This window comes from Paenibacillus sp. J45TS6 (assembly GCF_018403285.1).
Taxonomy (GTDB): domain Bacteria; phylum Bacillota; class Bacilli; order Paenibacillales; family Paenibacillaceae; genus Paenibacillus.
Window position 1 is genome coordinate 301,059 of sequence record NZ_BOSJ01000004.1, and the last position, 24,672, is coordinate 325,730.

General features: G+C 41.9%; 23 protein-coding genes and 1 tRNA gene. 22 read left to right on the top strand and 2 right to left on the bottom strand.

Translation table 11 applies throughout. The features are described 5' to 3' along the window. Positions 1 to 74: 74 nt before the first annotated feature. The 15 genes from KJS58_RS08580 to KJS58_RS08655 all read left to right on the top strand — a co-directional run bounded on the left by KJS58_RS08580 (position 75) and on the right by KJS58_RS08655 (position 16,713). Complete coding sequence (locus KJS58_RS08580; protein ID WP_213532118.1) at positions 75 to 494, top strand: hypothetical protein; 420 nt, start codon at positions 75 to 77, stop codon at positions 492 to 494. A gap of 326 nt (positions 495 to 820) precedes the next feature. After that, positions 821 to 1,684: an SDR family oxidoreductase gene (locus KJS58_RS08585; RefSeq protein ID WP_213532119.1), complete on the top strand. Its 864-nt coding sequence runs from the start codon at positions 821 to 823 to the stop codon at positions 1,682 to 1,684. Between the two features lie 158 nt (positions 1,685 to 1,842). Continuing rightward, positions 1,843 to 2,808: a bile acid:sodium symporter family protein gene (locus KJS58_RS08590; protein ID WP_213532120.1), complete on the top strand. Its 966-nt coding sequence runs from the start codon at positions 1,843 to 1,845 to the stop codon at positions 2,806 to 2,808. Positions 2,809 to 2,855: 47 nt separating this feature from the next. Further along, the gene (gene pnpS / locus KJS58_RS08595) at positions 2,856 to 4,673 is read left to right on the top strand and encodes a two-component system histidine kinase PnpS (protein ID WP_213532121.1); all 1,818 of its coding nucleotides are present in this window, start codon (positions 2,856 to 2,858) and stop codon (positions 4,671 to 4,673) included. 106 nt (positions 4,674 to 4,779) lie between these two features. After that, positions 4,780 to 5,511: a response regulator transcription factor gene (locus KJS58_RS08600; RefSeq protein ID WP_213532122.1), complete on the top strand. Its 732-nt coding sequence runs from the start codon at positions 4,780 to 4,782 to the stop codon at positions 5,509 to 5,511. 191 nt (positions 5,512 to 5,702) lie between these two features. Next, positions 5,703 to 6,461, top strand: a complete 759-nt coding sequence (gene pstB, locus KJS58_RS08605) for a phosphate ABC transporter ATP-binding protein PstB (RefSeq protein WP_213532123.1) — start codon at positions 5,703 to 5,705, stop codon at positions 6,459 to 6,461. A gap of 55 nt (positions 6,462 to 6,516) precedes the next feature. Continuing rightward, positions 6,517 to 7,176: a phosphate signaling complex protein PhoU gene (gene phoU, locus KJS58_RS08610; RefSeq protein WP_213532124.1), complete on the top strand. Its 660-nt coding sequence runs from the start codon at positions 6,517 to 6,519 to the stop codon at positions 7,174 to 7,176. A 274-nt stretch (positions 7,177 to 7,450) separates the two neighbouring features. Next, entirely contained in the window at positions 7,451 to 8,608 is a 1,158-nt protein-coding gene (locus KJS58_RS08615) for an ABC transporter ATP-binding protein (RefSeq protein ID WP_213532125.1), read from the top strand. Further along, the gene (locus tag KJS58_RS08620; RefSeq protein ID WP_225229008.1) at positions 8,595 to 9,263 is read left to right on the top strand and encodes an ABC transporter permease; all 669 of its coding nucleotides are present in this window, start codon (positions 8,595 to 8,597) and stop codon (positions 9,261 to 9,263) included. Before KJS58_RS08615 ends, KJS58_RS08620 begins: the two co-directional genes overlap by 14 nt. A gap of 83 nt (positions 9,264 to 9,346) precedes the next feature. Next, complete coding sequence (locus KJS58_RS25720) at positions 9,347 to 10,945, top strand: glycine betaine ABC transporter substrate-binding protein (protein WP_306433066.1); 1,599 nt, start codon at positions 9,347 to 9,349, stop codon at positions 10,943 to 10,945. A 148-nt stretch (positions 10,946 to 11,093) separates the two neighbouring features. Beyond that, the gene (gene polA / locus KJS58_RS08635; protein WP_213532126.1) at positions 11,094 to 13,751 is read left to right on the top strand and encodes a DNA polymerase I; all 2,658 of its coding nucleotides are present in this window, start codon (positions 11,094 to 11,096) and stop codon (positions 13,749 to 13,751) included. Between the two features lie 65 nt (positions 13,752 to 13,816). Further along, positions 13,817 to 14,647, top strand: a complete 831-nt coding sequence (gene mutM, locus KJS58_RS08640) for a DNA-formamidopyrimidine glycosylase (RefSeq protein WP_213532127.1) — start codon at positions 13,817 to 13,819, stop codon at positions 14,645 to 14,647. 157 nt (positions 14,648 to 14,804) lie between these two features. Then, entirely contained in the window at positions 14,805 to 15,542 is a 738-nt protein-coding gene (locus KJS58_RS08645) for a manganese efflux pump (RefSeq protein ID WP_249717036.1), read from the top strand. A 14-nt stretch (positions 15,543 to 15,556) separates the two neighbouring features. Further along, the gene (gene coaE, locus KJS58_RS08650) at positions 15,557 to 16,153 is read left to right on the top strand and encodes a dephospho-CoA kinase (RefSeq protein ID WP_213532128.1); all 597 of its coding nucleotides are present in this window, start codon (positions 15,557 to 15,559) and stop codon (positions 16,151 to 16,153) included. Beyond that, on the top strand, positions 16,150 to 16,713 hold the full coding sequence (locus tag KJS58_RS08655) for a lytic transglycosylase domain-containing protein (RefSeq protein ID WP_191797974.1): 564 nt from the start codon (positions 16,150 to 16,152) through the stop codon (positions 16,711 to 16,713). Before coaE ends, KJS58_RS08655 begins: the two co-directional genes overlap by 4 nt. An 87-nt stretch (positions 16,714 to 16,800) precedes the next feature. On the opposite strand, the gene KJS58_RS08660 is transcribed toward KJS58_RS08655, so the two are convergent. Then, on the bottom strand, positions 16,801 to 17,025 hold the full coding sequence (locus tag KJS58_RS08660; protein WP_191797975.1) for an alpha/beta-type small acid-soluble spore protein: 225 nt from the start codon (positions 17,023 to 17,025) through the stop codon (positions 16,801 to 16,803). 116 nt (positions 17,026 to 17,141) lie between these two features. Between KJS58_RS08660 and nrdR the strand changes: the two genes are divergently transcribed. Further along, positions 17,142 to 17,609 carry a transcriptional regulator NrdR gene (gene nrdR / locus KJS58_RS08665; RefSeq protein ID WP_213532129.1) on the top strand — a complete coding sequence of 156 codons (468 nt, stop codon included), beginning with the start codon at positions 17,142 to 17,144 and terminating at the stop codon, positions 17,607 to 17,609. 33 nt (positions 17,610 to 17,642) lie between these two features. Next, positions 17,643 to 18,779: a DUF2264 domain-containing protein gene (locus tag KJS58_RS08670; protein WP_213532130.1), complete on the top strand. Its 1,137-nt coding sequence runs from the start codon at positions 17,643 to 17,645 to the stop codon at positions 18,777 to 18,779. A gap of 109 nt (positions 18,780 to 18,888) precedes the next feature. On the opposite strand, the gene KJS58_RS25845 is transcribed toward KJS58_RS08670, so the two are convergent. Then, positions 18,889 to 19,095, bottom strand: coding sequence for a DUF6199 family natural product biosynthesis protein (locus KJS58_RS25845; protein WP_483874588.1), 207 nt, complete (start codon positions 19,093 to 19,095; stop codon positions 18,889 to 18,891). A gap of 179 nt (positions 19,096 to 19,274) precedes the next feature. Here KJS58_RS25845 and KJS58_RS08675 point away from each other — a divergent pair. From KJS58_RS08675 to KJS58_RS08695, 5 genes are all read left to right on the top strand, one after another. Further along, a tRNA-Ala gene (locus KJS58_RS08675) sits at positions 19,275 to 19,347 on the top strand. Between the two features lie 316 nt (positions 19,348 to 19,663). Next, positions 19,664 to 22,837: a coiled-coil domain-containing protein gene (locus KJS58_RS08680; protein ID WP_213532131.1), complete on the top strand. Its 3,174-nt coding sequence runs from the start codon at positions 19,664 to 19,666 to the stop codon at positions 22,835 to 22,837. Between the two features lie 28 nt (positions 22,838 to 22,865). Beyond that, positions 22,866 to 23,384 (top strand): phage tail protein, encoded by a 519-nt coding sequence (locus tag KJS58_RS08685; RefSeq protein WP_213532132.1) that lies wholly within the window; start codon positions 22,866 to 22,868, stop codon positions 23,382 to 23,384. Positions 23,385 to 23,413: 29 nt separating this feature from the next. Next, positions 23,414 to 23,917, top strand: coding sequence for a phage tail protein (locus KJS58_RS08690; protein WP_213532133.1), 504 nt, complete (start codon positions 23,414 to 23,416; stop codon positions 23,915 to 23,917). A gap of 15 nt (positions 23,918 to 23,932) precedes the next feature. Further along, positions 23,933 to 24,463: a phage tail protein gene (locus KJS58_RS08695; RefSeq protein ID WP_213532134.1), complete on the top strand. Its 531-nt coding sequence runs from the start codon at positions 23,933 to 23,935 to the stop codon at positions 24,461 to 24,463. Positions 24,464 to 24,672 lie beyond the last annotated feature (209 nt).

Genomic DNA, 24,672 nt, shown 5'->3' on the forward strand with positions numbered 1-24,672 from the left:
CCATGGATTGATTCCAGCTTTATTTCTACGGTTAAGATTATAATAGAATAGTAGGAAAGGAGTGAATGGAAAAGATGGGTTCAATTTTTTATTTTGTACACATACTCGGGGCGGTATCGGTAGGTTATTATCTATTACTTCCTTTCGTGGTTAGTGCGCTTATGAAACTAGCAGCACCAGCACAAGAGGGAAGTATCGCTGCTGTCAGAACATTTAATCGTATTGCTCAATACGGTTTGATCATTCAGCTGATTACAGGCGGATACATCATGAGCAAAGGTGATTATGCTGTTTCCTGGATGATCGTAGTTGTTGTGATCTTTCTCGCAATGCTCGCGATTGGTGGAATCATGGGTAAATCACTTCGTCTTGGGATTGCAGGTATTCAAGAAAAACGAGATATCAGTGCAGAGAAAAATAAACTGCGTATGTTCAGTATTATTTTAGCTGTATTGTTGCTCGTGATGCTTGGAATCATGGTCTACCCTTGGTAGAAACCAGGTAAGAATACATATCGATATAAAGTATTCATCAACCTATATATTTTTAAGTAAGGCAGAATTATTCGCAAGTATTTGCGAAATGTTCTGTCTTTTTTTTGCGTTTTTCCATAGTAAAAGGTTGAGTTTTCTTTTCATAGAATGGGGCAAGTAAGTTTCATTAAGCAGAGGACGGGTAAAATCATAACGAAGAGGATGGTTGATAGTCTACTGTTAGGTTTCAAAGATTGACGTATAAGGACAGCAAGATTAGCCATCCTATAACTTGATTATGAAAATACGTGATAAAACATTCTAGAAAAGGAAGGGAGAACGAGATCATGTCAGAGAATCAAAACAAAACGTTACCTCCACAACAACAAAGCAAACAGCCAGGGATTGAATCGGAAATGACCCCAAGACCGAAGTACAAGGGAGAATCCTACAAAGCTGCAGGGAAATTGAAAGGGAAATCTGCTCTAATTACGGGCGGTGACAGCGGAATCGGACGTGCTGTGGCCGTAGCCTACGCAAAAGAAGGTGCAAACGTATCGATCGTCTACTTAGATGAGCACAGCGATGCAGAGGAGACGAAGAAATGCGTAGAGCAAGAGGGTGTGAAGTGTGTTCTGATCCCAGGTGATATTCGGGATTCCGCATTCTGTAGCGAAGCGATCAAACAAACAGTAGATGAATTAGGCGGGCTGGACATTCTAGTGAACAACGCAGCTGAACAGCATCCACAGCAAAACTTTGAAGATATTACAGATGAACAGCTGGAAAAAACGTTCCGTACGAACATATTCAGTATGTTCTATATGACAAGAGCAGCAATGCCTCATTTAACAAGCGGTAGTGCTGTCATTAATACGACTTCCATCACCGCTTACCGAGGCAGTGAAAATTTAATTGATTACTCTGCTACGAAAGGAGCCATTACTGCTTTCACACGTTCCTTGTCCATGCATTTGGCCGATAAAGGAATCAGAGTAAACGCGGTAGCACCGGGTCCGATCTGGACTCCGCTCATTCCTTCTACTTTTGATGAAAAGAAAGTAAGTGAATTCGGAGCAACACAGCCGATGAAACGTCCAGGTGAACCGGAAGAACTCGCACCAGCTTACGTATATCTGGCATCTAGTGATTCTTCTTACGTGAGTGGACAAGTTATCCATGTAAATGGCGGAGAAGTAGTGAACGGTTAATATTAGCTATAACTTAACTAATTAGGTCTTGTGCGGTCTTACGTCCGTATGAGACCTTTTTACATTAACTTGATAAAATTTACATAACGATCGAAGTACACCGTTTAATGTGTGGTATGATCAATTTGATAGAATTATGGAAAGGAATCGGATAATATATGGGATCTTGGTCACTTCGATTTGCAGCCTGGTTTGAGAAGTATATGTTTGCTATTATTCCATTCACCCTCATTGTAGGGATTGTTTTTTCTGAACTCTTTTTACCATTTGTTTCTTGGGTTCCCTATCTATTTGGCTTTGTTACGTTTGTCATGGCTTTGGGATGTGGTCTTACTCATTTGAAGAATGTAGTGTACAAACCGATGCCTGTATTTATTACGCTGCTTCTAGCTCATGTACTGACACCACTTATTGCTTTTGCGCTTGGAGCAGCTCTGTTTGGTCCAGATTCTGACTATACGGTGGGATTGGTCTTATTCTCGATTATTCCTTTAGGTGTTTCTTCGGTATTATGGGTCGGCATGTCTTATGGAAGTGTACCCTTAATGCTTGCCATGGTAGTTGTAGATTCAGCACTTAGCCCGCTTATTGTACCAGGGCTCATTGAACTTTTTTTTGGAGCTGCTATCAAATTTGATACCGTTTCACTGATGAAGGATCTCTTGTTAATTATTGTAGTTCCTACTGTACTTGGCGTAACCATCTACGAAATTTCAAAAGGAAAATTCAAAGCGTGGTCTGCTCCCGTTACATTGCCTATTTCAAAAATATTCTTCGCTGCAGTCGTGCTTCTAAATGCGGCAGCCATCGCTCCTCATATGAGAACATTGGAAACAAGTGTTATTCTCGCATCTATTGCTGTCGTATTGTTAGTTGCGTTATGCTATTGTATTGGATTTGCAGGCTCTTATCTTATGAGAAATGTTTCCCGGGAAATAAGGGTGACGATGTCTTATGCAGCTGGAATGCGTAATATCTCACTCGGACTTGTTCTTGCGATGGGTTATTTTTCGCCGCAAGCAGCGATCCCTGTTGTTCTTGGAATTATGATTCAGCAGCCGCTTGCAACACTGCATCATGCGCTGCTGCAACGTTTTTTCCCCGTTCAAAAAGAAGAAATGTAAAATACAATGTTTAGAATAACTATATAAAGGATGAGTAAATAACGCATATGAAGACTTTTCGTTTTCGGCTTACCGCCATTATGATGACGCTGATCTTTATTTCTGTCTTAGCGGCAGGTGTGGCTCTGGGTCAAGTATTCAAAGAAGTACATATTAATGCCCTTGAAGAAAATATGGTGCGTGAGATTAAACTACTGCAAACCCATTTTCCTTTTATGAAGACGCAAGGGGATTCCGAAACGGTAACCAAATATTATACAGAAAAAGCCATAGAACTTGAGGAACTCACCGATTCTAGAACGACGTTCATTCTTAGAGATGGTACGGTTATTGGTGATTCGGAGCATAGCGCATCAAAAATGGATAACCATTTAAACCGTGAGGAAATTACATCCATTACCGAAGGGTCTACTTCATACGGACATTCGATTCGGACGAGCGAAACACTTGGCGATAAGATGTTATATATCGCGCTTCCTGTAACTTCATCAGATGGGAACTTTGATGGATATATCAGGCTTTCTATGAGTTTGAAAGCAGTAGACGAAGGACTAGGCCGAGGCTGGTTTCTTATGTTTATCACTCTTATTATTTTGTTTGTATTAGTGGCATTTGTCTGCTATCGGGTGGGGAAAAGTCTTACGAGTCCTATTGAACACATTACGAAGGTAGCGAATCAAATATCTAAACTGGATTATGATGCAAGAGTTAAATTTAATCGTGATGATGAGATCGGTCAACTGGGCAAAGCGATCAACGGTATGGCTGACAGCCTGCAGACTCAGCTGAAAATGATCCGTGATAGTGAGGATTTGGTTCAGAGTGTAATGAGTAATATGACAGGCGGTATTATTATGATTGATGCCACGCAAAATATTGCTGTGCTCAATAAAGAAAGTGAGCGTATGCTTGGTGTTGAACAGCATCGTGTGATGGGCAGACCCTATCATGAACTCAAAAAACGACATTATGAGTTAACGAAACTCATTGAATCTTCTATTGATCATAGAGATCGTATACATGAAGAGGTACGTTTATATACACCTGAAGAATTAATTGTTGGTTTAGACGGGGTTCCGATGTTCGAGAATGATGGAAGTTATCGAGGGATGCTATTTTTACTTCAAGATATCACAGCCATTCGGCGTCTAGAAAATATACGGAGTGAATTTGTAGCTAATGTATCCCATGAATTGAAGACACCTGTAGCAGCGGTGAAAGGTTTTGCAGAGACCCTTCTTAGCGGAGGAGTAAAGGACGAGGAGACCGTACGATCCTTTTTGCAAATTATATATGATGAAGGTGACCGATTGAACCGCTTGATTGGTGACATATTGGAATTATCGAAAATAGAATCTAAAAGATCTAACCTTGATTGCTCTCCGGTTCATCTTCATTCGTTCTTTGATATGGTGATCGGAACGTTAAGCAATGAAGCAGAGAAAAAACAGATCCGTCTTCTTGTAGACGTGCCTAATGAATTATTTATGGAAGCCGATGAGGATAAACTGAAACAGATCTTTTTGAATCTAATTAGTAATGGGATTAACTATACTCTTGAGGGTGGACAAGTGAAAATTCAGGCATCCATTGACAAAAATGATGGAGAAGAGAAAGTAGCTTTCCAAATCAGCGATACGGGAATCGGTATACCAAAAGCCGACTTGCCTAGAGTATTTGAGCGGTTTTATCGGGTAGATAAAGGAAGATCTCGTAATTCTGGCGGGACAGGTCTAGGATTATCCATTGTGAAACATTTGGTTGAACTGCATCATGGAACGTTAATGGTGGAGAGTGAGCTGGGTACGGGAACGACATTTACCGTTGTCTTACCGCTTCTTCAGGAACATGCGGATGAGGAATAGATTATCAAATGAATAGCAGATAATATAGACGGTCATATTTTACACCACGATAACAAAGTAATGATATTATGAACTGAATGAACATGAAAAGAAAGCAGGGGATACCATGGCACAGCGATTATTAGTTATTGAAGATGAGCCTACACTAGCAAGATTACTCTCCTATAACTTGACCCAAGAAGGTTATGATGTAACAGTAGAAGATCACGGTACATCCGGTTACGAACGAGCTTCTTCTCAGGAGTTTGATCTGATCCTGCTCGATATTATGCTCCCTGGAATGAATGGACTCGAGATTCTAAGTAAACTTAGAAGTACGGGGGTGAAAACCCCTATCATTATTCTCACTGCTAAAAATGGGGAAAATGAAGTCGTTCAAGGACTAAAACTGGGTGCAGATGATTATATAACAAAACCATTTGGGGTATCGGAACTGCTGGCCAGGGTGGATGCTGTACTGCGCAGGGTATCTGGAATTGAGGAACAGCCGATACCTGATGAAGAGGACGGATCAAGAATTGTGTTGGGAGAACTTGAGATTTATCCGAAGAAGTATGAAGTGACGCTGAGTGGACAACCTATACAGCTTCGTCCGAAAGAGTTTGAAGTGCTTTTGTATTTAGCTAAAAAGCCTGGTGTTGTGTTAACAAGGGATGATTTGATGAATGCGGTTTGGGGATTTGATTATATTGGAGGGCAGCGAACCGTAGATGTTCATGTAAGTTCTTTGCGGAAAAAGCTGGAGCTGGATCCCGAAACGGTTCATATCGACTCCATACGTGGGGTGGGATATAAGCTTGTAGCAGGGAAACGAAAGACGGTTTCACAGCTTCGATGAAAGTCTGCTTTTTGAAGCTGAAAATAAGCGGATTAGCGGGGTTTTCTGATTTACATTTTACATAGCGTTAACAATTGTTTATATAGCCTTTACAATGGGGCGTTACAATGATGTTAAGCTTTTATTTTGTGAGGTTTGTTATTCGCAGGACAAGATGATCCTCACTATGCAGTAAAGGAGATAAACCAGGGATGAACAGCACGATGATAAATATTAAAAACCTGAATCTATATTATGAATCTTTTCATGCGCTAAAAAATGTAAATCTTGAGATTCCCAAAAATACAGTAACTGCTTTTATCGGTCCTTCCGGCTGTGGTAAATCTACACTCCTTCGTACACTCAATCGTATGAATGACATGATTACGGGTACACGAATTGAAGGAAAAGTAGAGATCGATGGACAAGATATTTATGGTGAGAACATGCCGATTGAGACTCTTCGTAAACGGGTAGGTATGGTGTTTCAACAACCCAATCCTTTTCCTAAGACGATCTATGATAACATCGCTTATGGTCCACGTCTTCACGGAACAACGGATAAAAAAGTTCTTGATGAAATTGTTGAACAAAGTTTGCGCCGTTCTGCACTGTGGGATGAAGTGAAAGATTACTTGAAACGCTCGGCAATGAGTCTGTCGGGAGGACAACAACAGCGTTTATGTATTGCCCGTGCTTTGGCAGTTCAACCTGAAGTGCTGCTTATGGATGAAGCAACATCAGCTCTCGATCCGATCTCTACCCTCAAAATTGAGGAACTTGTACAAGAGTTAAGAGATCACTACACGATTGTCATGGTTACACATAATATGCATCAAGCTGCTCGCGTATCTGGAAAAACGGTCTTCTTCCTGAATGGGGAAGTGATCGAAGCGGCAGAAACGAACGAAATTTTCTCCAATCCACAAGACCCTAGAACAGAAGACTATGTATCTGGACGTTTTGGTTAACGGATTGTACGAATAAAATAGCTACACTTCATTTACATGAGGAGGAACAGCAAGGATGATTCGTAGAAAAGGATTTGACCGGGAATTAAATCAGCTTCGGGATTTATTGCTTAAGATGGCGGAACACGTAAACACAGCATTAGTAGATGCCATTAGCAGCTTAAAGTCAGGTGATCTCAAACTTGCCCAGAAGGTCGTATCGGAAGATATCCAGCTGAATGCAATGGAAGAAGAGATTATGGAACTTGGAACGAAGCTAATTATCACACAACAGCCTGTCGCTAAAGATCTAAGAAGAATTATCGTAGCTTTCAAAATCTCAAGTGACCTAGAACGAATGGGTGATCTTGCACTGGATGTAGCCAAAGTGACACTGCGTATGGAAGGTCAGAAACTAATCAAGCCTCTTGTCGATATCCCGCGTATGGGGGAGATTGTAAAGCTTATGATTGATGATTCCATTACCTCTTATCTTGATGAAAATGCAGATTTGGCTTACAAAATGGCAAAAACGGATGATGAAGTGGATGAACTGTACAGCCATATGATAACAGACTTATATGCGCTCATGGTGGATCATCCGCAAGATGCTTCCCAGGCCATGCTTCTTATGCTGGTGGGTCGCTATATCGAGCGAATTGGTGACCATGCAACCAATATTGGTGAGAGTGCTGTATATTTAGTTACAGGTAAACGTCCTGACCTGAATCAATAAAGAGGACGAAAAGCATAGGAATGCGTAGTAAAATATGGGTTTTTAGACCCCTCAAAATGGCAGGATTATCTTTAAATTTCTATTTTTTTAGGAATTTTCGGGTAATTCTGTTTCTTTTTGTTCAGTAGTGGGTAATTATACTCTGTCAGTTAAGCAACTCACCTAGCAAATTTCGTAAAGATAGTGAAATGAGCCGCTGTTGACATCGGCTCTTTTTCTATATGCTGGGAGTTTTTTAGGCGTAGGGACGAAATATGACAGGGGGAAACGATTCATGATTGAATTTAAAGGTGTTAAGAAAGTGTATGATGATGGATTTGAAGCGTTAAAAGGCATTGATCTTACGATTAAAAAAGGTGAAATTACCGTGTTTATTGGTCCTTCTGGTTGTGGTAAAACAACAACAATGCGAATGATCAACCGTTTGAATGTTCCATCCCATGGACAAATTTTGATTAACGGGAAAGATATATCGAAAACAGATGCAGTAGATCTCAGAAGAAGCATAGGTTATGTCATTCAAAGTGTGGGTTTGTTCCCCAATATGACAATCGCTAAGAACGTAGGTGTCGTACCGCGTCTGCTGAAATGGGATAAAGCAAAAATCGATGCACGTGTAGATGAACTCCTTAATCAAGTCAGACTTGCACCCGAGACATTTGGGAATCGTTATCCTTCCGAACTAAGTGGTGGGCAACAACAGCGGATCGGTGTCATTCGAGCACTAGCAGCAGACCCTGATATTATTTTGCTGGATGAACCTTTTAGTGCACTTGACCCGATTAGCAGAGAAGAACTGCAAGATGAGTTAATTCGACTTCAAACAGAAGTGAAAAAAACCATCGTTTTTGTTACGCATGATATGGATGAGGCGATCAAACTCGCCGATACCATTGTACTTATGAAAGGTGGACAAATAGAACAAGTAGGAACGCCGGATCAGATTTTACGTCACCCGGCAAGTGAATTCGTAGAAAGCTTTATTGGTAAAGATCGCTTGCTGTCAGAAGACATCACCGAATTCCCGAATGTCGAAGAAGTCATGATTAACAATCCTGCTACTGCGTTCCCATCTAGAGGGATTGCAGAAGCAATTACCATTTTACAAAGACGTAAAGTAGACTCATTGCTGGTTGTGGATAAAAATAAACGTTTGCTTGGTAACGTGACGATCTATCAGTTAATCAAACATTATCGTGAAGAAGATAAGAAAATAGTCGATGTTATGAACCCTGTAGAGCACGTACTTTATAGAGGAGATTCGGTTACCACTGCGCTTACTATACTGAATGAGAACCAGCTTTCTAATTTGCCTGTAGTTGATGAAGATGGACTTTTCCTTGGTCTCATCACGAGAGGTAGTGTGGTAAGACTGCTTGCAGACGTCTATACTCCAGAACCAGAGGAGGCAGAAGTGAATGCAGGTATTTGAATCGATAAAAAGTTTCTTTGTTTTCATAGGTGAACGTTACCCAGATATTCTTAGTGCCGCAGGTCAGCATGCTTTAATCGCAGCGATTGCTACCATTCTAGGTATCGTTGTTGCTATACCCGTAGCGATCATGATCTCAAGTTCAGAGATTAAATGGGTGAATTCCCTGGTATTCAGTGTGGCGAATCTATTTCAAACCATCCCAAGTTTAGCTCTTCTTGCTCTGATGATTCCTTTATTCGGTATTGGAATGACACCAGCAATCGTTGCATTATTTCTATACTCTTTGTTGCCGCTTTTGCGAAATACATATGCTGGATTACAGGCAGTTGACCCTGCACTGAGAGATGCATCGAAGGGAATGGGCTATAGCAGACTTCAAAGTTTATTTCAGATCGAGCTGCCTTTGGCGGTTCCGTACATTATGTCAGGTATTAGAATAACGACAGTCTATATCATTAGTTGGACTACTCTCGCTGGACTTATTGGAGCTGGTGGACTCGGACAGTTAATTATGTCGGGACTTGGGGTAAACAAGACCGAACTTATTGTAGCAGGCGCACTTTCAGCTATTCTTTTTGCACTGCTTGCTGACTTGTTACTTGGAGCACTTGAGAAAGCAATTAGACCGAACCAAAATAGTGCAAAGGCGTAGGTTTCCTAATTGTCTGAAGAAATCATATGAGATATAAAAGATCAAGTCTCATAAGCTACTAAGGAAAGAGGGAGATCGTACAAATGAGAGTTACTAAACAAAAATCGTTGAAAGTCACGCGCACACTGGTTCTATTTATGCTCATTCTGTCCATTTTTTCAGTAAGCTTGCCTGGTAAGGCAGAAGCTGCTGACCGGGTGAGAATAGGTACACAAACCTTTACAGAAACCAAAGTGCTTGCTGAGATATATAAGGCATTAATTGAAGATCGTACGGATTTAAGTGTTGATGTAACGACAGATCTAGCTTCTTCCAGTCTGCTGCTAAGGTCACTTAGCAAAGGCGAAATGGATATGGGAAGTTTATATTCAGGAGAAATTTTTAACGGTTATTTTGAAGTTGAGGATACAAGGGATCGAGATGAAGTACTCCGTCAGGCTCAGGAAGGTTTTGATAAGCTATGGAATCTGAAATGGTATGATTCGCTTGGCTTCGAGAATACGTATACATTGGCGGTAAAACAAGAAGTTGCAGATGAGTACGGTCTTAGCAAGATGTCTGATTTAAAAGAACATGCAGGAGTTATGAGAATTGGAGTGGATACGACTTGGCTTGAACGTCCGACTGATGGATATCCGGCATTCACAAAAGAGTACGGTTTTACTTTTGCTCAGACTTCTCCTATGGAAATTTCACTCGTATACTCCGCAGTTGCTGATAACATTGTAGATGTTGTTCTAGCATATACTACAGATCCAGGACTTAAAGAATTTAACCTTGTGACCCTTGAGGATGATAAACAATTCTTCCCTCCATTTGATGCTTCAACGGTGGTTCGTAAAGAGCTGATTGAAGAGCATCCTGAACTGGATGAAATACTTTCTTCTCTTGTGGGAACGATTGATGCAGATACGATGACAGAGCTAAGTTATCAAGTCGATGTAGAAAAAATGGAACCGCGGACCGTCGCGATGAAGTATTTGGTCGAGCTTGGATTACTTGATGAATCAAAACTTCCTGCATCAGCGATGCATCCAGATGCGAATTCATTCATGAAATTTTATTATTACGTTACTGAAAATGCATCTTACTTATTACATTTAACATGGGTACATATTTTAATGGTGCTTTGCGGGTTGGGACTTGCTTTAGTTATTGGGATTCCGCTTGGTATTCTTAGTGCTCGTTATGAAAAAACAGGTAGAGTCATCATGTTCTTTACAAACATTATTCAAGTACTTCCAAGTATGGCTCTGCTCGTTCTACTCATGGTTATGTTCGGTCTCGGATTCAAAAGTGTCGTTATTGGCTTATTCCTTTACTCTTTAAATCCTGTCGTGCGTAATACTTATGTTGGCTTGAAGGAAGTAAGTCCTGGACTTCAGGATGCAGGAAAAGGGATGGGAATGAGCAGGTTCCAACTGCTGTGGAAAGTGGAAATGCCGTTATCCATTCCCTTCCTCATGGCAGGTTTACGTGTTGCTGCGGTCATTGCAATTGGTGTGGCTGCACTCGCACCGATTATCGGGGGCGATGGACTTGGCCGTGAAATCTATGCGGGTCTTAATCAGCGGCATAATATTAAAATATTAGCCGGGGCCATCCCTGCTGCTTTACTTGCCATTCTGGCTGATATCTTCCTTGGAAGACTGGCAGAACGATTTAAAATAGCAAAACGGTAAAAGGAAACAGTCTGGACTTCGGTTCGGACTGTTTTTCTTCCATTTGGCCGATAATGCAGGAGAGTGACTAGTTATTTTGTTTTGTTTTTTGAAGCAGAGTTCCCATGTGTTATCATATAGGGAGAAGTGAAACAAGAGAGGTGTATCTATGGAAAAGTTTATTTTGATTGATGGAAATAGTATTATTTATCGAGCCTTTTTTGCCATGCCCCCGCTGACGAATTCGAGCGGATTACATACAAACGCGGTGTACGGATTTACGACCATGCTTCTTCGGTTGCTGGAAGAACACAAGCCGACACATATGATGGTGGCTTTTGATGCAGGGAAAGTAACGTTCCGCCATGAAGGTTATGAAGAATATAAGGGCGGACGCCAAAAAACACCGCCTGAATTATCGGAACAATTCCCTGTACTGAAAGAATTGCTTACCGCATTCGGTATTGCTCAGTTTGAACTATCTGGATATGAAGCCGACGATATCATTGGAACTCTCACAAAACGTGCCGATGAAGCGGGCCGCGAAGTCCTTGTGGTTACGGGTGACAAGGATATGTTACAGCTGGCATCTGAGAACGTAAATATTGCATTGACTCGTAAAGGCGTATCTGAAATTGAAAATTACGGTCCAAAAGAAATTGAAGAACGCTACGGTCTTTCTCCGCTGCAAATTATTGATCTTAAAGGACTGATGGGCGATCCTTCTGATAATATCCCTGGTGTTCCTGGAGTGGGAGAAAAAACAGCACTGAAGTTGCTTCATCAGTTTGGATCAGTTGAAGAGGTATTAAGCAATACCTCGGAACTAAAAGGGAAGATGAAAGAGAAAATAGAGACTCATGCAGAAGATGCACGGCTCAGTAAGCGGCTGGCTACTATTTACCGAGAAGTACCGCTTGAGAAAACTTGGGATGACATGGTATTTGGCGGTATTCAGGAAGAGTCTGCTGCTCCCGCACTCGCGAAGCTGGAATTTAAATCATTGTTAGAGCGACTTGCCTTTACTGTTAAACAGGCAGATGCGGATGAGAATACACCGGAAGAAGAAGAGATTGAGACCGTTATTGTAACGGAAGAGAACATAGCAGACTTGCTGCCGCTACTTCCTCGTATCAAGATCGTTCATGTTGAATCACGAGGGGATAACCCTCATCATGCTGCTTTGATTGGGATTGTACTGACGGATCGTGAAAAATATTATTTTATTTCTCCAGAGATGCTCTCTACGGAAGCATGCGCAGGGGTAAGAGAGTGGTTAAGCAACCCAGATTATCCGAAACAGGGGTATGATTTGCACAGGGTAGACCTTGTACTGCATGCGAACGGGCTGCCATTTGCGGGTGCTGATTTTGATGTGCATCTTGCAGGTTATCTGCTTGATCCAACAGATTCAAACCAGACGTTATGGGGAGTTGCATCGAAGTATGGTCTGGCTCGTCTACAGTCAGATGATGAAGTGTTCGGTAAAGGGGCTAAATATAAACTTCCAGAAGAGAAGATTGTTTGTGAATATTTATGCCGCAAAGCAGAAACGATCTCCCGTCTGATTTCTTTACAGCAGAAGGATTTAGAAGAGACAGGAATGCATGAACTTTTCTATGATCTTGAAATGCCTTTGTCACGCATACTTGCTGACATGGAGAAGCAAGGAATCAAAGCGAATGTAGACGAACTTAAAGCGCTTGGATCTGAATTTGAACAGACGATATCTTCGTTAGTTGCGAAAATTTATGAGATTGCCGGAACTGAATTTAATCTGAACTCTCCAAAACAACTAGGTGAAATTCTTTTTGATAGATTGGGATTACCGGTTATTAAGAAAACAAAGACAGGTTATTCAACAGATGCAGAAGTACTGGAGAAGCTCGCTCCGTATCATGAAATTGTTCAGCACATCTTAGAGTACCGCTCGATTGCGAAGCTGCAATCGACGTATGTAGAAGGGTTACTGAAAGAAATTTCGGATAAAACAGGGAAAGTGCATACGTACTATCGTCAAACGATTGCTGCCACAGGCAGACTCAGCAGTCAGTTTCCGAACCTGCAGAACATTCCGATTCGTCTCGAAGAAGGACGTAAGATCCGTAAAGTGTTTGTTCCTTCCGAAGAAAATTGGTACATTCTCGCTGCCGATTATTCACAGATCGAACTTCGTGTGCTTGCTCACATCTCGGATGACGATAATCTAAAAGAAGCTTTTGTACATGATATGGATATTCATACAAAAACGGCAATGGATGTATTTGGAGTAGAGGAATCAGCGGTAGACAGCAATATGCGGAGATCAGCAAAAGCTGTTAACTTCGGAATCGTATATGGAATTAGCGATTACGGTCTGTCTCAGAACTTGAACATTACAAGAAAAGAAGCATCACAGTTTATTGAGCAGTATTTTGAAGTGTTCAAAGGTGTTCGTAAATTCATGGACGATATCGTGAAACAGGCCAAACAAGATGGGTATGTAACTACACTTCTTGGACGCCGCCGTTATTTACCAGAAATTAATGCAAGCAACTTTAATCTTCGTTCTTTTGCAGAACGTACAGCGATGAATACACCGATTCAAGGAACCGCTGCTGACATTATCAAGCTGGCTATGGTGCACATGGATGCAGCACTTACGGAGAAAAAACTGAAAAGCCGTATGCTGTTGCAGGTACACGATGAATTGGTATTTGAAGTGCCGGAAGAGGAATTAGAAACAATGAAGGAATTAGTGCCTGAAGTGATGGGGAAAGCTTTGGAATTAGCCGTTCCGCTGAAAGCAGAAGTCAGCTTCGGCAGAAACTGGTATGAGGCCAAGTAAATCCGAGTCAAAGGGTATAAGATTGCCTCAAAATCCGCTATAATGGAGGATGAGGTGAAGACATCATGCCGGAACTTCCGGAAGTAGAAACAGTCAAAAGAACATTAAATTCGTTAATCGTAGGAAAATATATAGATCGTGTTACCGTTCATTTACCGCGAATCATTCAGCGGCCAGATGATATTGATGCATTTGCTATGGAACTTGTCGGACATACCATTCAAGGTGTGGAGCGAAGAGGTAAATTTTTGAGAATTATACTGGATGGACTTGTACTTGTCTCCCATCTCCGGATGGAAGGACGTTATGGTTTATATCCTGAAGATGAGCCTTTGGAGAAACACACTCATGTTGTATTTCATTTCTCTGATGGAACAGAGCTTCGTTACAAGGACGTAAGACAGTTTGGAACCATGCATTTGTTCCGCACGGGGGAAGACCTTACGAACAAACCGCTGATGAAGCTTGGGCTTGAGCCGCTAGACGAATCTTTTACACTGGAAGCTTTTCGTAAAGCAATTGGGAAACGATCAACCAAAATCAAGGTTGCGCTTCTTAATCAGGAATATGTCGTAGGGATCGGGAATATTTATGTTGATGAGTCGCTTTTTAAGGCAGGGATTCATCCAGAACAACCCGCGAATACGCTCACTGACGAGCAGTTTGAACTGCTTCATCAGTCTATCATTGATACACTCCTTGAAGCGGTACAAGCCGGCGGATCTACCATTAAATCTTATGTCAATGGCCAAGGTGAAGTGGGCATGTTTCAGCATCAGTTCAAAATATATGGCCGTCAAAATCAGCCTTGTGAACATTGTGGAACAATGATTGTCAAGACCGTGGTAGGTGGACGCGGTACCCATACCTGCCCAAGATGTCAGGTGTTGGTGTAACGAATTTAAATAAACAACCTTTAGGTAAGCGAGCCTTTATGAATAGGCACCCTTTTAACCCGGTTCCCATATACTGCTAGGGCAACGCAGTCTTAGGCATTAGCCTGCTTTCTGCTAATGAAGCAGCTTTGTGGCCTAGTTTTGGGAGGAATGAAGGGTGCCTCATTCATTGACGTTATTTTTGCTTGCTTTTGCGCTTAGTCTGGATGGCTTTGGTATAGGCATTACATACGGCCTTCGCAAAATGAAAATTCCTTGGCTGTCGATCGTAATTATCTCTATCTGCTCTGGTCTTGTGATTGGAGTTTCGATGCAGCTTGGAGTTTTATTATCTGCTTTCGTATCTCCCGATGTAGCATCGTGGATCGGAGCAGGGATTCTCATTGCTATGGGAACCTGGTCACTCATTCAGTCATTCAGGTCTAAATCTGCGGATTCAGAGACGGATCCTTGGAAGGAAAAAGCGAACTTATCTTCAGATACTACGCTTTTATCTCGGGAAACGGGAAAGCATAGTACTGCTGAGGGAGAATCGTCCGAATCGGAATCAAAAACAACCGTTTTTTTATTGGAGATTCAAAAGTTTGGTCTTGTGATCCAAATATTAAAGAAACCGTCTGCTGCAGATATGGACGATTCAGGAAGTATTTCGGGATATGAAGCGATGTGGCTTGGGATTGCATTATCTTTAGATGCCTTTGGCGCTGGGCTGGGTGCTGCACTGCTTGGTTTACCACCTTTATTAACCTCAGTAATGATCGCTTTTTTCAGCGGTATGTTTCTCGTCTTTGGTTTAAAGGCAGGTTTTCGTTTTGCAAACTCAAGTTTTGTACAGTCTCTGACAGCCCTACCTGCCATTATGTTAATTATTATGGGAATATTGAAGCTGATTTAATTTGAGGTGAATACATGAATATTGGATTAACAGGCGGAATTGCGTCAGGTAAAAGCAGTGTTTCCAAGCTTCTTGTAAGCCTTGGAGCGATTTTAATTGATGCAGATCAGATCGCTCGGGAAGTCATGCTTCCCGGGCACCCTGTGCTTGCTGCTGTCGCAAAACATTTCGGACAAGTTGTTCTGCTAGAAGATGGATCACTGAACCGTAAGAAGCTCGGTGAGCTTGTTTTTAATCATCCAGATCAGCTTCAAGCATTAAATCAAATTACCCATCCTGCCATTCGTCAGGAGATGAGAGACCGTAAGCATAAATTCGAAGAACAGTTCCCAGACCGTCTTGTTGTTGCTGATATCCCTCTTCTCTATGAGTCAGGACTTGAAGATGGGTATGAACAGATCATGTTGGTATATGTACCGAGGGAAGTTCAATTAGAGCGGTTAATGAAGAGAGATGGATTGGACAAGGATCAGGCGATCCTTCGCCTGAAAGCACAGATGGATATAGAAGAGAAGAAACAAAAAGCAGATATTATTATAGATAACAGCGGGGATTTTGAAGAAACGAAGAAGCAAATTTTGGCCTTTTGGCGTGACACGGGTCTATCATGAGATGGCTTCGTAAAAAAAGAGTACTGCTTGTTATACTTGTTTCCTTTTTATTTCTTCTATTTTTTAATACCAATTGGATGTCTTGGTTTTATCCGATTCATTATAAAGATGAGATTCGTACCCAAGCAGAAGCTTATGATGTGGACCCATTCCTCGTAGCCTCTATTATTCGAGTGGAGTCCAATTATAAACTGAGCCGCGAATCGAAAAAAGGCGCTATCGGTTTAATGCAACTGATGCCTGACACAGCGAACTGGGTGTTGGAGAAAAAACAGAAAAAGAACGTAACGATGGATGAACTGAAACATGAACCTGAGGCGAATATAGAAATTGGTACATGGTATCTTGATTACTTATCCGATCATTTTGATGGCAATCCAATAGCAGCGATCGCCGCTTATAACGCAGGACAAGGGAATGTAGGCAGTTGGATTAAGAAGGGCTTATGGGATGGGAAACTCGATACCATTAATGAAATTCCGGTAGGAGAGACCCGGCATTATGTACAGCGGGTTATTTATTATTATAATCAGTATAAAGATATCTATAAGGAGTTTTGATTCTTATTATCTTTTAGATTAAAATACGAATAAGTGCTGGACAGGCCAGCCTGATGGCTAACCTGTCCAGCACTTTATAATTACTTATTATTGAAATTGACCAGCGAGTTGTTGTTCACCGATCGTTACAAGACGTTTTGTAATGTAACCCCCGATAGAACCGTTCTCGTAGGAAGTCATGTTACCTTGGTATCCATCTTGTGGGATGCTGATACCTAGTTCTTGAGCGATCTCATACTTCATTTGCTCAAGAGCACCAGATGCGTTTGCTACAACTAGTTGGTTTGAATTTCCGTTGTTACCTTGTGCCATTGCCTTTCACCTCCTTGCGAGTTGGTAAAAGTATTATGTCTCGGATATGTGATTTTCATTACACTTTTGAAAAGAAAAATAGTTGGAAAGTATATACAATAAGAGGAGTGATGTCCGTGAAGTGTCCGTATTGCGCGTACGAAGGTACGAAAGTACTGGATTCTCGGCCCGCTAATGAGAACAAGTCCATTCGCAGACGCCGCGAATGTGAACAATGTAACCGCAGGTTTACCACCTTTGAGACGATTGAGGAGACACCGCTGATCGTCATTAAAAAAGATGGAAGCAGAGAAGAGTTTAGCAGAGAAAAGCTGCTGAGAGGATTGATAAGGGCCTGTGAGAAACGTCCTGTATCTGTTGAACAGCTTGATCATATTGCTTCTGCCGTAGAGTCTTCTTTACGAAATACTGCTGTTGCTGAAGTAGAGAGCAGAGACATCGGAGAGCTTGTTATGGAACAGCTGTATCCCGTTGATGAAGTTGCTTATGTACGTTTCGCTTCAGTATATAGGCAGTTCAAAGATATTAATATGTTTATGAAAGAACTAAAAACGTTATTATCCAAGGAACCCTACGAAGAGTAAACATACCTTTATCATAAAGGAGAATTCACTTTCATGATACATAGTCGTAAATTATGGCTTGAATCGATGCTTCGAATAGCAGATCCTGTATTGGAAGCTTTATCGAACCGGAAGTTAAAGGAACTCATGCCTGTGGATTCTCCCTTAGTGGGTAGGGAAACCTATGCTCATCTCGAAGCACTTGGCAGATTACTTGCTGGAATAGCTCCATGGCTAGAACGTAAGCAGGATGGAGAAGAAGAAGTTCTAAGAAATAAGTATGCAGCAATGGCTAGACAAGCGATTGATGCTGGAACGGATCGGAATTCACCAGATTTTATGAATTTTACAGAAGGCGGTCAGCCGCTGGTAGATGCAGCTTTTTTATCCCACGCGATTGTGAGAGCTCCTCAGGAACTTTACGGACAGCTGGAACCGAGAGTGAAGCAGCAGCTTATTGAGTGCTTAAAGAAGACTCGTCGTATAAAAGCCGTCCCCTCGAACTGGCTGTTATTCTCTGCTATGGTTGAGGCAGCCTTGTATATGATGGGAGAAGAGGACTTTGATGTGATGAGAGTCGATTACGCTCTCAAACAGCATGAGCATTGGTATCTAGGGGATGGAACCTACGGAGATGGTCCTAATTTTCACTGGGACTACTATAATAGCTTTGTCATTCAGCCTATGCTTATTGATATCCATCGTACATTTAAAGGGATGTACCCTGATTGGGACTCGGCTTACGAGTTCGTACTGCCCCGAGCACAAAGATATGGCGCACTGCTTGAACGTATGATTTCACCAGAAGGAACATTCCCTCCAGTAGGTCGTTCGCTTGCATACCGTTTTGGTGCTTTTCAGCTGTTATCTCAGCTTGCACTGATGGAAACGCTTCCTGAGAAGTTGAATTGTGCAAGTGTACGCTGTGCGCTTACCGCAGTATTGCAGAGAGCCATTGCTGGCGAAGGTACATTTGATGAGAATGGATGGCTTCAGATTGGATTTTACGGCAATCAACCCGATATAGCGGAAGGTTATATTTCTACAGGAAGTTTATATCTGTGCAGTACCTTTTTTCTGCCGCTAGGACTATCAAGTGATCAACCATTTTGGGCAATGCCGGATGAACCCTGGACACAGAAAAGAGCATGGAGCGGGCAATCCTTTTCGTTGGATCATTCAGTATTCTAACTAATCATTGGAGGAGAGGTGAGTAGTGTTATCTCGATTGTTGTCTGTGACTGCATTATCATTTGAGCGAATGAATCCTAGTCACCATCGAGCGGTAAGTTGAATGTCATTAGAAAAGATGTTGCATGCCTAATATAATGATTATCACCCCCATGATTATGCTGATTACCCCAGCGAACTTAACATAGGAAAGCCAAGTATCAATGGGCTCTCTATCATCACCTATTCTTTTGAATAACCAAGAATCAGGACGCTTAATAGCGAGGATCCCAAGTGCTATTACACAAACACCCATTAGAAAATAAAAAATGAACATCAGATCAGCCCCTTTTAAGTAAATACGCTATGGCATGAAATCAAGTTCCAATCTATTCTATTTGTGAGTCTAAATTTCAATGAAAAATACTTGCAACGATACGTTTCTGAGTGTATAATAACTAAGTCGGAAAGTTACTGCAGACACAAATGTTGATTAATAGCCAACTACATAATTAAGGGGCCTTAGCTCAGCTGGGAGAGCGCATCGCTGGCAGCGATGAGGTCAGGGGTTCGATCCCCCTAGGCTCCATTTCAGGTAAAAAACTCGCTATTTTAGCGGGTTTTTTCTTTTTTATCATTGTATTTTAGTTAGTTTTCCTCCATGTAAAACTCCCCATTAACTTAACACCTTTCTCTCTCTAGGATTTTTAATTTTTTCATTCTGCAATAATAAAATTTCGATTTTATTCTCCCAAAACTCTATTACAAATTGTATAAAAATAAGAAATAAAACAGTAAATAAAAAAATGTCGAAAAAGAGAAAAAAATGTCTTTTTTTATGAAGAAAATACCATTACAATAAGATGGCAATGTGACAATGATCATAATTTAGTAGGACAGCAATTTTGGATTACATAAGAGCGGCCATGTCACAATTTTATAATATGGAGGAAGAGCCGCAGATGGGTGTTATGGAAATTACCGGACAGTCTTTGTATTCCGGTGTGCAGCGAGGCAAAAAAGAAGAATGGATTTATTTAACGGCTGCAGATTTAACTTTAAATCAAGATTATTTTTCCGATGTAACAGCTCACTACTTGATTCAGGCGGATACGATTCATTTTGCCGGATCATTGAATTTACCAGGGCGTAATCTGACCCTGAATGCTAGAGTGATCTCTTCGGATGGAGACGTTTCGATCAGTACATCAGGAACCCCTGTCCCTAAAGAAAAGAACTTTGTTAGCCAGCCTAAGGCTAATCCAGGAGATATGCCTGTCAGAAACGGAGACAATGGTGGCGATGGCGATAATGGTTTTGACGGGGGAGACGGGATGTCCGGCGGCCATATTGTACTTGTAGCAGAGCATTTCGACTTGCAAGGTCAATTAAAGCTTTCGGCAAATGGCAGCAATGGGGGACGTGGACAAGACGGAGGAGACGGCATGAACGGCCGTGATGGAGAGAATGGAAGAGACGCGGAAACCCATTGGTTTTCATCGGATGATTCCTCAGAACCCGGTAAAGATGGAGGTAATGGAGGCAAAGCCGGTAATGCTGGGCACTCAGGAAATGGAGGAGACGCTGGGCATATTTTTGTCGGGTATGTGATTGATTGTGCAGAACAAAAGATCACAATGGAAAGTCAACCCGGAGTTGCCGGAGCTCCTACCCGTCCAGGAAAATTTGGTGCCGGAGCTAAGGGCGGAATAGGTGGCCGTAAATTTAAAGTTGTCACTGGAAGAACAACAGCGGTCAAAATAGTAAGCCAAGAGAGGGAGCCAAGCGGTTCAAATGGCAGAGATGGGGATCCGGGGATTTACGCCGCTAATCCTGTTGACGGTCAGCCCGCTAACACTGGAGTTTTCCAAATACAGTATGGGCAATTTTATGGAATAAAAGTAGACAGAACAGAGATTTACACGGATTTTTCGACGCTCGATCTAGAGTCAGCTTTAAGTGCTTCTCTCGAACGCCAGATGTTAACCCTCAATAAAGCAGGGCTCGCTTATCTTACAGGCAGTGAGGAAAAACTCGAAGAGTCAGCTATTCTTCTAAATTGGTTGCATGAAACAACACCTAATGATTCTTGGTTTGATGCAGTTCGAGCTTTGGACTCCTATTCCTCTTTTCAAAAGAGTATGCTGGATACTTCCATTCAGTGGCTCTCTTTGCGTAATAAGGCGATCATCTTGCTATCACAGTTGGGACAAGGGCTAGACTACTTTGGACATCCTTGGAACTGGGTACCACTAATGCCGCTGGACAAATATCAGGATCTAGGCAGCAACCTCATTAATGCTGCTCAGCAAGCTGAAACTCTATATCTTGATTATCTAAAGGCTGACAATGATCAAAGAGGCCGAGTGAAGATACTAAGGGATGCTATGAGCGTTGCAGAGAAACGGATTAATGACTTGGAAGATCAAAGGCAAAAATCGATTGTTGATGGAGAACGATTGGTATCTGAAGCGAGCGAGCTATATGAAAGCATATTATCCAATGAAAAGAATCTACAGAACGTAGCAGAAGAATTTGTAGAAGAGTTAAGATCAAAGCTTGCGATGGATTCCCTTAAGGCTACCTTTGATCTGGTCGTTAACGGAGTTGCGCTGGTAACCAACGTTACACCTGCTCTAACCGCACTTAAAACAGGCGGGGCCATCGCTTCCGCTGTGAGCAACTATTGGAACACCGGAAAAACAATTGTGATTGATGATACTTTCAAAAGCGACAAGACCGTAGCAAAAGAGAAAAAAGAAAAAGAAGAGGAACTTTCTAAATCACTGAAGAATGTAAGCACTGTTTTCTCTTCCGGCCTCGGTGTATTAAAGAGTGGTGCCGAACTGGTTGATCTGCTAGGGCAGATCGAAGAGGCGCGTGATTCATTTGGCTATAATTCATCGATGCTTGCAATGTCGCGTGAACAGTTTGACGATATGCTAAAGCCGGTCTATGGGAAGATGCCTGGGGATAAAGTCGATGGATACCGCAAAGCTTTTAATCAGTATCTTAATGTTGTCGAAGACTATCAAAGTAAAACCCAATCCATTAAAGCAAAACATTTAGAGGAAGCAAGACTGTTTGCCGAAATGGAGCAACGGCGAGCAGACGAGGATCATATTAAACAGGCGATTGGTGATGACCTGGATGCCAGTCTGCCGTTATTTCATACATATATACTAGATCTTTATAACGGATTGAAGCTAGCTTTAACTGATTTCCTATATCAAGAATATCAGGCTTATCGATATTTGGTTCTTAGCAAGGACCTTTTCCCATTGATTCGGGATAGTCATGTAGCTGAGCTCAGTCGCATCCATGCTGAAATCACAGTGAAATTAAAAGATGCGTTGAATGCTTCAGAAAATCCAGTACAGCCATTCAAAAATGTAACTATTATTTTCACTGAAGAATCTTTCCCAGAACAATTCGTAGCGTTACGTGAACACAAGCCGGCCTTTTTCCCTTTGTCTATAGATAATCAACTCATACGGGAGAAAATTGCAGGTAAAGCGCACATGATGGTTAGTGATTGTCATGTTCAATTGCCCGGAGCCCGGCATACGGCGGGGAGTATTCATACGGAATATACCCACTATGGTCATTCAACGTTCCTGAATTTATATGGTGAGCGGTTTGATTTTGTTCATAATAAAAGCCATGGTTTCTATGAATATGAAGTAACACCCGAAGAAGGAAAGGGAATTACAGGCGAATCTGCTGAAAAAATAATCAATCAATCCGGCGGAGCAGTAGGAGATGGGACTACCCGGATCATGCCAGGTTTATTATCCCTCTGGTCTATTGAGGTACCGCTTGAGGATCGAAGTGGCTGCAAGCTGAACGAAGGCGTTAATCTAAGTGATGTTAAGAAAATCGTAATGACCTTGGCTGGAAAAGCGGAAGCTTATGCGCCTAAGACTCCATCCGGCAAAATGAGTGCTTTTGCTGTGCCGAAGCCTATGAATAGTAATGATATTTTTGCTGATAATGAAATGTTTAGCCTGCCAGGAAAAGAACCAGATGCTGTCACTGTTCAGGAGAAATTATCTGATTCGATTGTTATAGAACTATAAGCCTCAGAATAGAAAAAGGAGATTTCGGATGAGTGATCAATATGTAGGCGAAATTCGTATGTTTGCAGGCAATTATCCTCCTAAAGGATGGGCGTTTTGCGATGGTGCGATTCTCCCGATTACAGATAATGAGAGTCTTTACTCAATCATTGGAGTAACGTATGGCGGGGATGGAAGAACTAACTTTAAATTGCCTGATTTGAGAGGGAGATTGCCGCTTCATAAAGGAACAAATAGTAAAAGTGGTACCGAATATGCAATGGGTCAAACAGGAGGGACGGAGACGGTCGCTTTAACTTTAGCGCAGTTACCAGCGCATACCCACATTGTTAATGCTGAATCTACTGCAGGAATTATAGGCGATCCGAAAAATGCATTTTGGGCAGCTAGCGCGTCAAAACAGTATTCGGCAGATAAGAATCCTACTGGACTTATGAATACAGCATCCGTTTCATCAACCGGTGGAAGCAGCCCGCATAACAATTTGATGCCTTATTTACCCGTTTCCTTTATTATTGCGCTTCAAGGCCTATATCCGTCACAATGATAATTAATAAAGAGTAGGAGATTAAAAAGATGGCAGAACCCTTTATAGGTGAAATTCGCCTATTCGCTTTTGCGTATGGAAACCCTCCACAAGGCTGGGCGGAATGTAACGGACAAATACTTCAAACTTCACAAAATCAAGCTTTGTCTGCTTTATTAGGTGATCGTTTCGGTGGGGAAGCCCCTAAGACGTTTGCACTTCCCGATCTTCAGGGCCGCGTTCCTCTTGGGGCGATTAATCCATATACTCCAAACCCTTATGGCGGAGAAGAAACGCATACCTTAACGACAAATGAAATGCCGCAGCATACACACGATGCTTCCGCCGGTTCTGACGGCGTAACTGCTAATTCGAACAATGCTACTTGGGGGACAACCTCGGGTATAACCCCTTATGCAGATCAGACTGATAAAACAATGTCCAGTGAAGCTTTAACAACAGCAGGAAATAGTGAGGCTCACTCGAATATGCAGCCCTACCTTGTAGTGAACTATTGTATTGCTACCATAGGTATCTTTCCGCCGAGAAGTTAATTAGGAGGGAATTAAATGGATCCGTATGTAGGAGAAATTCGATTATTTGCAGGCACTTATGCACCGAGGGACTGGGAGTTTTGTAATGGACAGACCCTGCAAATTCAAGAAAATTCAGTATTGTTTAGTGTGATAGGAAACCAGTTTGGAGGAGACGGAGAGACAACCTTTCAACTTCCCGATCTTCGCGGAAGAGCACCCATGCATTCGGGTCAAGGCATCGGTTTAACCCCTCGAGCATTTGGAAAACCGGATGGAGAAGCTCAGGTTACACTTCTTGAAGCGGAAATACCGAGTCACAGCCATACTCCGCAAACTCAGCTCAAGGGCAGTGAATTGAGTCCTGAAGGAGCGGTATGGACTCCAACTTCGAAAATCGGGAAGAATGCAGCACCAAAGTATTATTCCAATACGCCGTCCGTATCCATGAATCCGCTCGCGATTGGTACGACGGGTGAATCGCAGCCGCACAATAATATGCAGCCTTATACAGAGCTTAATTTTATTATAGCCTTGCAAGGTGTTTTTCCTGAAAAAACATCCTAAGGATTACGAATTTTGAACGTTATATCTTCAATTCTCTTTGAGAAATTTATATGAAAGGACAGATTTATGTACAAAATCTCTTCTAAAAGTAAGGTCCTCGGGCATATTTTTCTTTCCTTTGTTTTAATTAGTGGGTCATTGTTCTCTGGACCTCTTACAGCTAATGCTGATACTAGAAATGCTGATATGATAACTACCCAGTTTAGTGG